The sequence below is a fragment of the Ligilactobacillus murinus genome (assembly GCF_003288115.1).
Lineage (GTDB): Bacteria > Bacillota > Bacilli > Lactobacillales > Lactobacillaceae > Ligilactobacillus > Ligilactobacillus murinus.
Genome location: NZ_CP023565.1, coordinates 2,193,899 through 2,206,540, shown reverse-complemented (window position 1 = coordinate 2,206,540; position 12,642 = coordinate 2,193,899). Strand labels below are relative to the sequence as shown.

At 41.9% G+C, this 12,642-nt stretch carries 11 protein-coding genes and 1 riboswitch; of the genes, 8 read left to right on the top strand and 3 right to left on the bottom strand.

All coding sequences use genetic code 11. The features are described 5' to 3' along the window. Positions 1–90: 90 nt before the first annotated feature. The gene (locus tag CPS94_RS10745) at positions 91–1,128 is read right to left on the bottom strand and encodes an aldose epimerase family protein (RefSeq protein ID WP_056960308.1); all 1,038 of its coding nucleotides are present in this window, start codon (positions 1,126–1,128) and stop codon (positions 91–93) included. A gap of 321 nt (positions 1,129–1,449) precedes the next feature. Here CPS94_RS10745 and CPS94_RS10740 point away from each other — a divergent pair, with 321 nt between their 5' ends. Then, positions 1,450–1,755 (top strand): hypothetical protein, encoded by a 306-nt coding sequence (locus CPS94_RS10740; protein ID WP_004050454.1) that lies wholly within the window; start codon positions 1,450–1,452, stop codon positions 1,753–1,755. A 269-nt stretch (positions 1,756–2,024) separates the two neighbouring features. Here the strand turns inward: CPS94_RS10740 and galE are convergent, their stop codons facing one another. After that, entirely contained in the window at positions 2,025–3,020 is a 996-nt protein-coding gene (gene galE, locus CPS94_RS10735; protein ID WP_112193279.1) for a UDP-glucose 4-epimerase GalE, read from the bottom strand. A gap of 164 nt (positions 3,021–3,184) precedes the next feature. Here galE and CPS94_RS10730 point away from each other — a divergent pair, with 164 nt between their 5' ends. The 4 genes from CPS94_RS10730 (at position 3,185) to CPS94_RS10715 (ending at position 6,734) form a co-directional block, all read left to right on the top strand. Continuing rightward, positions 3,185–3,922 carry a GntR family transcriptional regulator gene (locus CPS94_RS10730; RefSeq protein WP_112286511.1) on the top strand — a complete coding sequence of 246 codons (738 nt, stop codon included), beginning with the start codon at positions 3,185–3,187 and terminating at the stop codon, positions 3,920–3,922. 43 nt (positions 3,923–3,965) lie between these two features. Next, positions 3,966–4,054: riboswitch (TPP riboswitch) on the top strand. A gap of 51 nt (positions 4,055–4,105) precedes the next feature. Next, complete coding sequence (locus tag CPS94_RS10725; RefSeq protein ID WP_112193284.1) at positions 4,106–4,672, top strand: ECF transporter S component; 567 nt, start codon at positions 4,106–4,108, stop codon at positions 4,670–4,672. Then, a complete protein-coding gene (locus tag CPS94_RS10720; protein ID WP_112286510.1) occupies positions 4,672–6,072 on the top strand; it encodes an ATP-binding cassette domain-containing protein in 1,401 nt (466 codons plus the stop codon). Before CPS94_RS10725 ends, CPS94_RS10720 begins: the two co-directional genes overlap by 1 nt. Further along, positions 6,069–6,734: a hypothetical protein gene (locus CPS94_RS10715; RefSeq protein WP_004050465.1), complete on the top strand. Its 666-nt coding sequence runs from the start codon at positions 6,069–6,071 to the stop codon at positions 6,732–6,734. The genes CPS94_RS10720 and CPS94_RS10715 overlap by 4 nt, the downstream gene beginning before the upstream one ends. A gap of 203 nt (positions 6,735–6,937) precedes the next feature. On the opposite strand, the gene CPS94_RS10710 is transcribed toward CPS94_RS10715, so the two are convergent. Continuing rightward, positions 6,938–8,188, bottom strand: a complete 1,251-nt coding sequence (locus tag CPS94_RS10710) for an RNA-guided endonuclease InsQ/TnpB family protein (RefSeq protein WP_112286509.1) — start codon at positions 8,186–8,188, stop codon at positions 6,938–6,940. A gap of 72 nt (positions 8,189–8,260) precedes the next feature. On the opposite strand from CPS94_RS10710, the gene tnpA reads away from it, so the two are divergent. The 3 genes from tnpA (at position 8,261) to CPS94_RS10695 (ending at position 12,601) form a co-directional block, all read left to right on the top strand. Beyond that, a complete protein-coding gene (tnpA, locus tag CPS94_RS10705) occupies positions 8,261–8,716 on the top strand; it encodes an IS200/IS605 family transposase (protein WP_112286508.1) in 456 nt (151 codons plus the stop codon). Between the two features lie 171 nt (positions 8,717–8,887). Then, positions 8,888–10,114, top strand: coding sequence for an acetate/propionate family kinase (locus CPS94_RS10700; RefSeq protein ID WP_112286507.1), 1,227 nt, complete (start codon positions 8,888–8,890; stop codon positions 10,112–10,114). 114 nt (positions 10,115–10,228) lie between these two features. Next, entirely contained in the window at positions 10,229–12,601 is a 2,373-nt protein-coding gene (locus tag CPS94_RS10695; protein ID WP_112286506.1) for a phosphoketolase family protein, read from the top strand. The last annotated feature ends 41 nt before the right edge of the window (positions 12,602–12,642 follow it).

Sequence of the window (12,642 nt, the reverse complement as noted above, 5' to 3'; positions counted from 1 at the left end):
ATTTAAGTATACCATTAATACTTGATAAATGTAGTAAGTTGAATATTTCAAAAAAAGACCGTGCTTTTATAAAACACGGCCCTAAAACAGCTATTTGATCTTATCGTATGCAAATTGGATGTGATATGAACGCTTACCGTTCTTTGGCAAGACGATATCGCCAAAGTTTTCTTGATTGATCGCATCGGGTAAAGTTTGAGCTTCAAGCGCTAGCCCTTCACCTGGGATCGCTGGTTTACCTTGATCACGTGAGAACTTGATCTCAGTATCTAAAGCTGGCATATTGTACATTACCAAGCCGTTGCGATCGGAATCGATCGTGATCTGGCGGCCACTGTCTTCATCCCGTAAAACAGCGATCGGCTCTGTCCCTTTGCCCGGCTGATTGACTACAAAAGCATCATCAAAGCCATCAGCTTCATCGGCTGCCGCTTTGACATTGCGGAAGTCTCTAAAATCTAGCGGTGTAGCTTCAACTTCTTTGACCCGTCCGGTCGGAATATTATTTTCATCCGTCTCTAACGTTGCACTACTGTTGATCTTAAGTGAGTGGCTGGAAAGATCTTGGCGGTCGCTCAAATTGAAGTATACATGGTTTGTTGGGTTGAACAAACTATCTTTTGAGCCCCCTAATGCACTAAAGGAGATCGTCACTTTGTTATTGTTATTTAGCGTATAGATGATCGTTGCCAAAATATTTCCTGGGAAACCATCCATTTTTTCGGTGATCTTCTTTTGGAAAATAACACTCACACTATTTTTATTACGTGAAGTGGTATAGTTCCAATTATAAGTACTAAATCCGTTTTGGCCCCCGTGTAACGTATTACCGTTTTCATTTTGTGGTAATTGAACTTGCTCGCCGTTTAATTCACACTTCCCGTGGGCGATCCGTCCAGCGACCCGACCGATCGCCTTACAGATATTTTGCGCATTAGCATAGTAATCTTTTGTATGCTCAAAACTCAATAATAAGTTCTTCTTACCTGCACCACTTGGAACGCTGAAAGCTTGCCAGATCGCACCCATCGTCAAACACGAGATCTCGACTCCGTTATCATTGACCAAAGTGATCTGGGTCACCGTATGTCCATCATAGGTATCAAGCTCTTTTCTAAAGATATCCATCAAAAATCTCCTCCAAATCTCACTTATAAATGCGTTATTTAACTACTTTTATTTTACCGCATTTGCACTTTTATTTAAAGCGCTTGCACAGATACTTAGTGACTTTTTAAAACTCCAAAAATTGGTATAGTTTACAGATTTTTCCTTAAAACAACCTTAAACATTAAAGATAAGTCCTTAGACCCCCGCTATTTGGGACCCTGAAATAATGATTTCTACTGATTTGCTTATCATAAAATATAAAACGCTTGCAAAATATTCTGATCCATAGTATGGTATAGACGTCAACACAACTAAAGATTTTTCTAGGAGGGGCTTTATATGACCGAAACAGTAGTTGAAAAAATTGAATCACGACAGAACCACAGTAAAGCGTGGCGTTTATCCGATAAGGAAAGCGGTTGCTTTTTAGATGTGACCTTTAATATTGATCTTGAAAAAACGATGAAAGAGCAACGCAACTTCTCCTTTTCTCGCTTTGTCTCGGAACAATTGAATGAGCTTTCAAAAATGGTCCCTTCACTCACAAGCAATTATAGTTTAGCGATCGATCGCGCAGCTGTTGGTCCAGCTTACTTGCCATTGGATAATGCCAAGGCAAAACCACTCTTGACCCAACTCGCCTAGATCGTATCAGGAAATGTCGGCTGGCATTTCCTTTTTTTATGCAATACGCATTTGAGTTATATAGCCGTAACGTGCAATTCAGAGCAGAGACTAGTAAATAAGAGTCCCCGACATCGCAATGCAAAATACGCATTTAAGCTATATAGCCGTAACGTGCAATTCAGAGCAGAGACTAGTAAATAAGAGTCCCCGACATTACAATGCAAAATACGCATTATAATGTCGGGGACTCTTATTTATACGTCTCTTAACGCTCTGAATTGCACTTCTTATTTGTCATCATAACCGTTTGGATGACTTGAATGCCATGCCCAAGCGGTTTCGATGATGCGTTCGATGTTGTCGAACTGTGGCTTCCAGCCTAAGATCTCACGGGCTTTGTCGGAACTTGCGATCAAGGAATCCGGATCACCGCCACGTCTTGGGGCGATCTCAGCTGGGATCTCTTTACCCGTTACCTTGCGAGCTGCTTCAACGATCTCAAGGTTGGAGAAACCTGTCGAAGAACCTAAGTTGAATGCGTTAGACTCGTTACCCTTACGTAAGTGATCTACCGCTAAAATATGCGCATCCGCTAAGTCAAATGGGTGCACATAATCACGCACGTTCGTTCCATCTGGTGTGTTGTAATCATCACCATAGATCTGTAATTTATCCCGCTTGCCTTGAGCTACTTGTAAAACGATCGGGATCAAATGTGTTTCTGGACCATGATCTTCTCCGATCGAACCATCTGGCTTAGCCCCTGCCACGTTGAAATAGCGCAATGCGACAAATTTTGTCCCGTATGCTTCATCTGCCCAACGCATGATTTTTTCCATCATCAACTTACTTTCACCATAAGGGTTGATCGGATCTTGGGGATCACTTTCCATGATCGGCATCTTTTCAGGAATACCATAAGTTGCTGCCGTTGATGAGAAAACGATATTTTTGATATCAAATTCATTCATAACTTCTAACAACTTGATCATCCCAGCCGTGTTGTTATCAAAATACTTCAATGGTTTTTTCATCGATTCTGCGACCAATGAGTAAGCAGCAAAGTGGATCACTGCATCGATCTCAGGATTTTCTGTAAATACCTTACGCATGAAATCTTGATCTGCAAGATCGCCTTGATAAAACTTCGCCTTATCATTGACTGCAGCTCTATGACCTGTCACTAAGCTGTCAACTACTACAACATCTTGGCCTTGGTCTACTAAGCGGTCAACTGTGTGTGAACCGATATAGCCAGCGCCACCTAAAACTAAAACTGACATTTTATTTCCTCCCAGCAGATGAGTTTCAATTCTCTCAAAGATATTCTACCATTTATTTGTCAAAATAGTTAGTAAAATTTTAGTAAAACTCATATTATTTTTTTATTTCTTGTTGTTTTACTCTTCTTGTGGTTAACTAGAATTTAATAAGAACTAGTGAAAGGGTGAGAACTACGGCCGAACTTATTTATAAACAGATCATCTCTAATCTCAAGCAAAAGATCTTTGATCATGAATTCCCCGATATGAAACTACCCGATGAACGTACGCTTGCCAGTCAATATAATGTTAGTCGTAGCTCGATCAAGCGTGCTTTGAATCGTATGGCAAATGACGGGATCATCTTCAAAAAAAGAGGCTCAGGCACTTTTATCAATCCCCTATATCTCAAAAATGAATCGGTCTTCAACTACGAAGAAGGTTCTAACTTAGGGGTCACTGATAACTTCCAAATGGACGGGAAAAAACCTAAGATCAAAGTCCTAAGCTTTGATGTTGAACGTCCTAGTGAAGAATTACAACGCGATCTCTTCTTAGAGCCAGAAGATTTTGTTTACAAGATCGTGCGCTTACGTCTTTTCGATGACCAACCATTTATGATCGAAACAGGCTATATTCCGATCAAGATCGTGCCTAAATTAAATCAACAAACGATCAAAGGGTCGATCTTTAACTATATGCAAGATAAGCATAACCAATCCGTCACTAAATCGTTTCTCTCAGTCTTTGCGGAGCCATCAACGCCTAACGATCGTGAACTATTAGGCTTAACTGAGCACGAACCAACTGGGATCATGGAAGGTGTCTTTTTCTTAGATAACGGAACACCGTTTGAATATTCACACATGCGTTTCCACTACAAATATTTGAAATTCAATACTTTCGTCAGTGTTACGCAATAAGCATAATATTTTACAGCTCACATAAACACTGCTATACTGTGAGCGATATAAGCTGGGGTGCCGTTTGGCTGAGAGATACCCATATCACCTGATCTGGTTAATACCAGCGGAGGGAGCTTAGCATTTTTTGTGCGCCCAAACCACCACACCCCTGCTTATATAATCTGAGCAGGGGGTTTTTGTATGCAAACATACGATCCAAATTCAACCAAACAACACTGGCAAGTCAAAGACATTATCTTTCTTGCCCTCTTAGCTGCCTTTTTTGGTTTGATCTATCAAGGTGCGAGCTATTTATACTATGCTTTAGCGGCGACTTTTCTCAAACCTTACGCTAATGATCTGATGCTTGGGATCTGGCTGATGGCAGGGCCACTAGCAGCGATCTTATTGAAACGTCGAGGAGCAGCTTTTCTAGGCGAATTTCTCGCTGCGACCGCAGAAATGCTACTTTTTTCCAGCTGGGGCGCCGCTAACTTGATCACCGGGGCTTTGCAAGGAAGCGCTAGTGAGTTAGGCTTTTTGACTTGTGGTTATAAAAATTTTGGCAAAAAAGCACTGACCCTATCTGTGATCTTTTCAGCCAGTGTGACCTTTGCTTGGGACTATTTCCAAAGTGGGTATCAGGCCTATCCGCTTTCAATGTTATTGACTTTATTTGGTATTCGGCTACTCTCTTTAGCCTTTTTTGATGGCGTACTTATCTACCAGATCGCAAAACTCGTCTCGAAAGCTAAGGTGCGTGTCTGATGGTCAAATTAGAACTTAGAGAGCTGACATTTAGCTATGCTTCAGATCGACCACCGCTCTTTAAAAAGCTAGATTTTTGCGTCGAACCTCAAACTTGTAGCTTATTAGCAACTCCTCTGGGCAGTGGTAAATCGACCTTTTTTAAATTGCTTTGTGGACTATATCCTCAATTTGGCGGACAGATCACTAATGGTGGCGTCTTTTTAGAAGATCAGCCCCTCGAACAGATCGTGCCCTTTGAGCGAGCTAAACGTATCGGTATGCTATTTCAAGATCCTGACAAACGCTTTTGCATGGCGACTTTAGACCAACAATTGACCTTTGTCCTTGAAAATTTACAACTACCAGCTGATCAGATCACCGCCAAAAAACAACGTATCTTGCAAGAATTAGAACTAACTTCGCTCAAAGACCGCCAACTCTCTACGCTGTCAGGTGGGCAAAAACAACAAGCGGCCCTCGCCTGTGTACTGGCAACTGAAAGTGAGATCATCTTACTCGATGAACCCTTTGCTAACGTTGATCCGACCAGTAAAAACAAACTGCTAAAGCTATTATTGAAATTAAAAAACCAAGGCAAGACTTTTATCATCGCTGATCATGATCCTAGTGGCTACCAAGACTTACTTGATTTTGCCTATCGCTTCAATGCTGATCACAGTCGACTCATCAAGTTTAACTTGAGTAGATCGACGTTGGCCAGCCCTGTACCTTTACGTTGGCAACCATTAAAACCCGGGAAATTGACTTGGAAACAGCTCAGTTTAACTCGAGGCAACAAGCTATTGCTAAAACCGCATGATCTTACACTTCCAAAAGGACAACTCGGGCTGTTGAGCGGAGCAAATGGGGTAGGTAAATCGAGTTTATTCCAAGCGCTTTGTACCCTTATCCCCTATCAAGGAAATTTGAGTTATGCTGGGCAACGTCCACCCCGTTTTTTCAAACAGCGTTGGGCAAAAAAAGTCGGGCTCATGCTTCAAGAAGCGACTGCGCAATTTAGTTGTGCAACCGTTCAAGAAGAACTCGCCCTTGTCAGTCAAAACACTTTAGCTCCCCACTATTGGACTAAAGAGCGACTCTTTTATGCAAAACAGGCCCTTGGATTAACTGAACTTGCGCACCACTCTGTTTACCAACTCTCCGGTGGCCAACAACAAAAACTCCAATTTTTAAGCGTTTTAGCGATGGGACAACCGGTCTTGCTTTTAGATGAGCCCTTCGCCAATCTCGATCAAGCTAGTATCCAAACTTGCTTGACTTTGCTCAAAGACAGTTGCCACGCTGAGCAGACCACTGTCTTATTGACTTCGCATCAACGCGTAGGGATCACTGAACATTTGGACTATGAACTTATTTTGGAAGAACAGACGCTAAAGCTAGGGGGATACCAAACTTGACAAAATTCCGCTTAAATCCTACGATCCAAGTCATCCTCATGTTCGGACTAGGGATATTGCTCGCTTTTAACCATGTTTTATGGCTAAATATCACTCTTTGTGCTCTGTGTTTGCTCTATCTTGCTAGTCAACGAGTAGCTTTCAAAAAGCTTGGGCTTATCTTATTGATCAGCTTGCCCCTCGCATGTGGAACTTGGTGGTCTTTTATCGCCTTTAGTCAAACAAACGCTTGGGCCAATGCAGCTCTATACACCAGTCGCCTCTTTTGCTATTTATTGTTAGGCTGTTGTCTACTTTTGACTGCGAGTTTAGAGGAGATCTTATTTAGCTTAGTCTTACATCTCAAGCTCTCCCAGACCTTTGTTTATGGCTTTTTAGCCGCTGCTAACATGGTCAACGCTTTACAAAAGCAACTCCGCTCGATGCGTTATGCTGCTTTGAACAAACAACAGCCTTATCATTTTTATACCCCCGCACTCTACCTAAAATTGATCGTAACTTCCATCCAATGGTCTGATGCACTAGCGCAAGCAATGCGGGTCCAAGGCTTTTTAGAGGGCTATCCGCGAACTTTTAGCTTTCAAGATCACCTACCTAAATGGCAATGGGGCTTAGCTGTGATGCTCATCGTTTTATATGGCTTTTTAGCTTTTTTAAATTAAATCCAAGTGAGTTTGTGAGTTAATTACTGTCAACCACCACTGACTAAAGTCAGTGACTTGTGAGCCGAAAATCCTTACAGATTTCGAACCACAATTTGCGTAGATAGGGACAACTTATTTGACCAACCGAAATTGTAATCAAACAGCGGTCGTCTAATTACCAACGCCTTTTATGTCCCCAGGTTGCCATAGGGACAGATAAGCTAAGCTAGTTTAGCTGTTCCCTTATCAAGAATATTTTTAGCTGCGTTCCAGTCACGAATATGGTGAATACCACAGTTAGGACAAGTCCATTTTCGGTCATCTAACGTTAGTTTGTCCGTCCCATTAGTGCCCATCACAAAGCCACAATCGCAACATGTTTGGGTGGTGTTTCTTGGATTGATTGTGATAAATTGACGCCCATAAAGCTTTGCTTTATAAGCCAACATGCCAAGAAATGTTCGCCAACCAACGTCAGAAATACTAAGTGCTAAAGCATGATTTTTAAGCATATTCTTGCTACGCAACTCTTCGGCTACTACTAAATCGTGGTTCTTGATTAATGCAGTAGAGATTTGTTGGAGAAAATTATGTCTTTGGTTCATTACTTTGGCATGAAGTTTGGCAACTAGCAAGCGTTGCTTTTGGTAATTTTTACTATCGCGTAAAGAACGATGTTCTTTTTTTGCACGTTGTTGCCGTCTAGATAAAATGCGCTGTTCTTTGGCTAATTTACCTTTAATAGTGCGATAATATCGTGGATTAGGAACTATGTTACCTCCACTGTCGGTTAAGAAGTTATCAGTATTAAGATCAATTCCAACATGCCCATGAGTAGCTTTGGCCACTTTAACAAAAGATTCATCTGAAGCTAACTGCATTGATAAGAAGAAGCGATCCGCTGAATCTTTAGTCAACGTCACAGTACCAATTCTAGTCTCGCATATTCTTTTCAAAAGCCGTGCTTGCGAACCGGCAACACGTAACAGTCCGATTTTAGGGACTTTGACATGGCTATTATCTAGAAAACAGACTGTACCGTTAGTTAGCAACGCAGTCTTTTGCCCTGGGTATTGACAATTGGTTTGATAACGCCAGCGATAATTCTTTCGATGAAACTTAGGAACACCAGCGGTGTGAACCTTCCGAAAAGCATTCCAAGCTTTCCGATAGTTCTGAATGGCATTAGCTTTCGTCAAACTATCAATTCGTTTATCTTCTAAGAATTGATAGTGATTAGACATTTGCTTAGCGTTTTGGCGCATAGTTAGTTGCTTAATACGATCCCGAACTATGTCAATCGGTAGCTTAACTCTGCGAAGCTGCATCAGTTCCTTATTGATCGCAACCATTTCGTTATAGATAAAGCGACTAGCGTCACTGTTGATTTTAATCAACTGCTTTTGTTGGTCACTAGGATAGCAGCGCATTTTTAGGCCATAATGATATTTCATTTTTGCCATTGACTTCACTTGATTTCACCTCCATCATGATATAATAACATTATATCATGATGTCAATGTATTAACAAAGGAGACCATATTATGACTAAAGAAAAAATCAAAGAGGCCATTTATACTCGTCGTTATATCTATAATTTCCATTACCATTTGATCTGGGTAACTAAATATCGCAATCAGACTTTTACAACCGAGGCCTTATCTAACGAAATGAAAGCTATCTTGCAGCAAGTTGCAGATAACAATGACATCGTAATCGAAAAGATGGAAGTCATGCCGGATCACATTCATATGCTGATCAGTTTTCCGCCAAGCAAAGCGCCGGCTAGTGCCATTAAGGCGCTCAAAGGACGTAGTGCCTATATTTTTTTACAAAATCATCCAGAAATACGACGTAGCCAATATTGGGGCGGTCATCTTTGGTCGCCAAGTTACTATATGAGTACATTGGGCAATATGAGCAAAGAAGTTGTAGAGAAATATATCAATGACCAAAAATATACAGAAACAAACAAAAAGCCCCATAAAGGGGATGGATAGGCGTCATTACACTATGATGCAACAGACGCATCAGGGTGTTCCCTTTGTTATTTACTAGACGTTATTTCCACTATGATAGCTCATCACTTCACAAACTAAAGCGTTTACATTGGATACTAGTTAGCTTATGATAGTAATGGATCTAACTATATGAAAGGGGTTTACCTCATTATGGAAAAAACGTTGATCATCAACTCTGGTAGTTCTAGCTTAAAATTCAAATTATTTGCGATCCCCACCGAAGAGGTTTTAGCAAGCGGACTGATCGATCGGATCGCGATCAAAGGTTCTAGCGTGACCGTCAAGTATAACGGGCAAAAATATCACCAAGAACTGCCGATCCCAGATCATGCTTTTGCTGTTGATCTCTTGTTGAAACTTTTGGTCGAACTCCATTTGATCAAAGACCTAAACGAGATCACCGCAGTCGGGCATCGGGTTGTAGCTGGGGGCGAATACTTCGATCATTCCGTCGTTATCGACGATGATGTGATCCAAAAGATCGCTGAGCTCAGTGACTTAGCTCGTTTACACAATCCGGCCAATCTTCTAGGTATCAAAGTCTTCAAAAAACTTTTGCCAAATGCTTTAGCTGTCGCTTCCTTTGACACCGCCTATCATCATTCGATCCCAGAAAAAAATTATCTCTACAGTGTACCCTTTGAATGGTACGAAAAATATGGCGTTCGACGCTATGGAGCTCACGGGATCAGTCACCGCTATGTCGCGCGCCAAGCTGCTTCGCTGATGAACAAACCACTCAAAGAGCTCAAGTTGATCACTTGTCATTTGGGAGCTGGTTCTTCTTTATGTGCGGTCAAAGATGGCAAGTCCTTTGATACGACGATGGGGTTCACACCACTGACTGGAGTCACAATGGCTACTCGTTCAGGTGACGTTGATGTCGAGTTAGTCACCTACATGATGAAAAAACTAAATATCACCGATCCAGAAGAAATGATCTCGATCTTGACGAGACACTCTGGACTTTTAGGGATCTCGGGCATCTCATCTGATATGCGAGACGTCATCGCTGCTAAAGATGCCGGCAACAAACGCGCTCAGATCGCCGTTACGCTCTTTGTCAAAAATATCGTACGCTATATCGGGCAATACTACGCCGAAATGAAAGGCTTGGATGGGATCGTCTTTACCGCTGGGATCGGGGAAAATTCTGATGTGATCAGAAAGTTAGTCTGTGACGAACTCGAATTCATGGGCGTCAAATTAGATGATACGCTCAATTCTAAGGGCGAAGAAGGCTTTATCACTAAACCTGACTCTAAGATCGCGGCTTTGTTAGTTCCGACTGATGAAGAATTGATGATCTCACGGGATATCGAAGTGATCAAGCTCCAAGAACAAAAAGAAATTTCAAGCAAAAAGCCTTTATTATAGGCATTTGTTCCGCAAATTTTATTTTTGGTACGTTCCAATATTTAAAATGGTTGACATCTCCCGAGAAAACGTTATTATAGAAGTGTAGAAAAAATTAACAAAGGAGATCTCGCCATGACTGTAGATTACTCATCTAAAGAATATTTAAACAAACTTGATGCTTACTGGCGTGCCGCTAACTATGTTTCTGTAGGGCAACTTTACTTAAAAGATAACCCATTATTACGTCGCCCACTTGAAGCATCTGACGTAAAAGTCAAACCGATCGGCCACTGGGGTACGATCGCGGGCCAAAACTTTATCTATGCTCACTTGAACCGTGTTATCAACAAATATGATCTTGATATGTTCTATATCGAAGGTCCAGGTCACGGTGGTCAAGTTATGGTTTCTAACTCATATCTTGATGGTAGTTATACTGAACTTTTCCCAGAGATCACGCAAGATGTTGCAGGTATGAAGAAACTCTTCAAGCGCTTCTCATTCCCAGGTGGGGTCGCTTCCCACGCTGCTCCTGAAACACCAGGCTCGATCCATGAAGGTGGCGAATTGGGGTACTCGATCTCCCACGCAACTGGGGCTGTCTTAGATAATCCTGACCTGATCGTTGCTGCTGTTGTTGGTGACGGTGAAGCTGAAACCGGTCCGTTAGCTGCTTCTTGGATGTCAAACAAGTTCATCAACCCTGTAAATGACGGGGCTGTGTTACCGATCTTAAACTTAAATGGCTTTAAGATCTCCAACCCAACGATCTTGTCACGTGAATCAAATGAAAACTTACGTAAATACTTCGAAGGGCTTGGCTGGGATCCGATCTTTGTTGAAGGTACTGACCCTGAAAAGATGCACCCAGAAATGGCTGCTGGCTTAGATAAAGCGATCGAAAAGATCAAGGCGATCCAAGAAAATGCACGTAAGAACAATGACAATTCATTACCTGTATGGCCAATGATCGTCTTCCGTGCACCTAAGGGCTGGACTGGTCCAAAAGAATGGGATGGCAAGCCGATCGAAAACTCCTTTAGAGCTCACCAAATCCCGATCCCAGTTGACCAAAACGATATGCAACATGCTGATGCTTTGGTCGAATGGTTAGAAAGCTATCGCCCAGAAGAATTATTTGATGAAAAAGGGGCTTTAGTTCCTGAATTGGCTGAACTGACACCTAAGGGCAACAAACGAATGGCAATGAACCCACATACAAATCCTGGTTCATTGATCCGTGATCTAGCGTTACCTGATTTCCGCAACTATGCTGTGGATACAACAACTCCGGGTAAGAATAAAGAACAAGATATGACGGTTTTAGGTCGTTATCTTGAAGATGTCGTTAAATTAAACGATACTAACAAGAACTTCCGCATCTTCGGACCTGATGAAACGATGTCAAACCGTTTAGCACCACTCTTCAAAGAAACAAACCGGCAATGGATGTTAGATATCAAAGAACCTAACGATGAATTCATGGCACCACAAGGTCGGATCATCGACTCACAATTATCTGAACACCAAGATGAAGGCTTCTTAGAAGGTTATGTCTTGACTGGACGCCACGGTTTCTTCGCCTCATACGAAGCCTTCTTGCGTGTCGTTGACTCCATGTTGACCCAACACTTCAAGTGGTTGCGTAAAGCTAAAGAAATTCCTTGGCGAACAGAAGTACCTTCGCTAAACGTGGTAGCTACTTCAACAGTATTCCAACAAGATCACAATGGTTACACTCACCAAGATCCAGGTCTTTTAGGTCACTTAGCTGATAAGAAACCTGAATTTATCCGTGAATACCTGCCAGCTGATGCAAACTCCTTGTTGGCCGTCTTTGATAAAGTCCTAAACGACCGCGACAAGATCAACTTGATCGTTTCATCTAAGCACCCACGTGAACAATTCTACTCAGCTGCTGAAGCTAAAGAATTAGTTGATAAAGGGCTTAAGATCATCGATTGGGCTTCGACCGATCAAAACGCCGAGCCTGATGTTGTCTTTGCAGCAGCAGGGACAGAACCTAACTTGGAGACCTTGGCTGCGATCTCGATCTTGCATGAAAAATTACCTGACCTCAAGATCCGCTTCATCAATGTTGTTGACTTGTTGAAACTCAGAAGCCCTAAAGTTGACCCACGTGGTTTGAGCGATGATGAATTTGATATGTACTTCACTAAAGACAAGCCAGTTGTCTTTGCCTTCCACGGCTTTGAAGGTTTGATCCGTGACATCTTCTTTGATCGCCACAACCACAATCTAAAGATCCATGGTTACCGTGAAAATGGTGACATCACAACACCATTTGACATGCGTGTCCTAAACCAAATGGATCGTTTCGACTTAGTGAAATCAGCTGTCTTGAGCTTGCCTAAGCCAGACAAGTACGGCGAATTAGTTGCTGAAATGGACAGCATCATTGCAAAACATCACCAATACATTCGTGATGAAGGTACTGACCTACCTGAAGTCGAAGCTTGGGAATGGAAACCGTTAAACAAGTAATTTTGATACTAAACGAAAAAGTCCTGTTTTCAGGGCTTTTT

Coding starts and splice junctions, on each gene's coding strand:
- CPS94_RS10745 (WP_056960308.1), bottom strand. CDS start 1,128: ATGGATATCTTTAGAAAAGAGCTTGATACCTATGATGGACATACGGTG.
- CPS94_RS10740 (WP_004050454.1), top strand. CDS start 1,450: ATGACCGAAACAGTAGTTGAAAAAATTGAATCACGACAGAACCACAGT.
- galE (WP_112193279.1), bottom strand. CDS start 3,020: ATGTCAGTTTTAGTTTTAGGTGGCGCTGGCTATATCGGTTCACACACA.
- CPS94_RS10725 (WP_112193284.1), top strand. CDS start 4,106: ATGCAAACATACGATCCAAATTCAACCAAACAACACTGGCAAGTCAAA.
- CPS94_RS10720 (WP_112286510.1), top strand. CDS start 4,672: ATGGTCAAATTAGAACTTAGAGAGCTGACATTTAGCTATGCTTCAGAT.
- tnpA (WP_112286508.1), top strand. CDS start 8,261: ATGACTAAAGAAAAAATCAAAGAGGCCATTTATACTCGTCGTTATATC.
- CPS94_RS10700 (WP_112286507.1), top strand. CDS start 8,888: ATGGAAAAAACGTTGATCATCAACTCTGGTAGTTCTAGCTTAAAATTC.
- CPS94_RS10695 (WP_112286506.1), top strand. CDS start 10,229: ATGACTGTAGATTACTCATCTAAAGAATATTTAAACAAACTTGATGCT.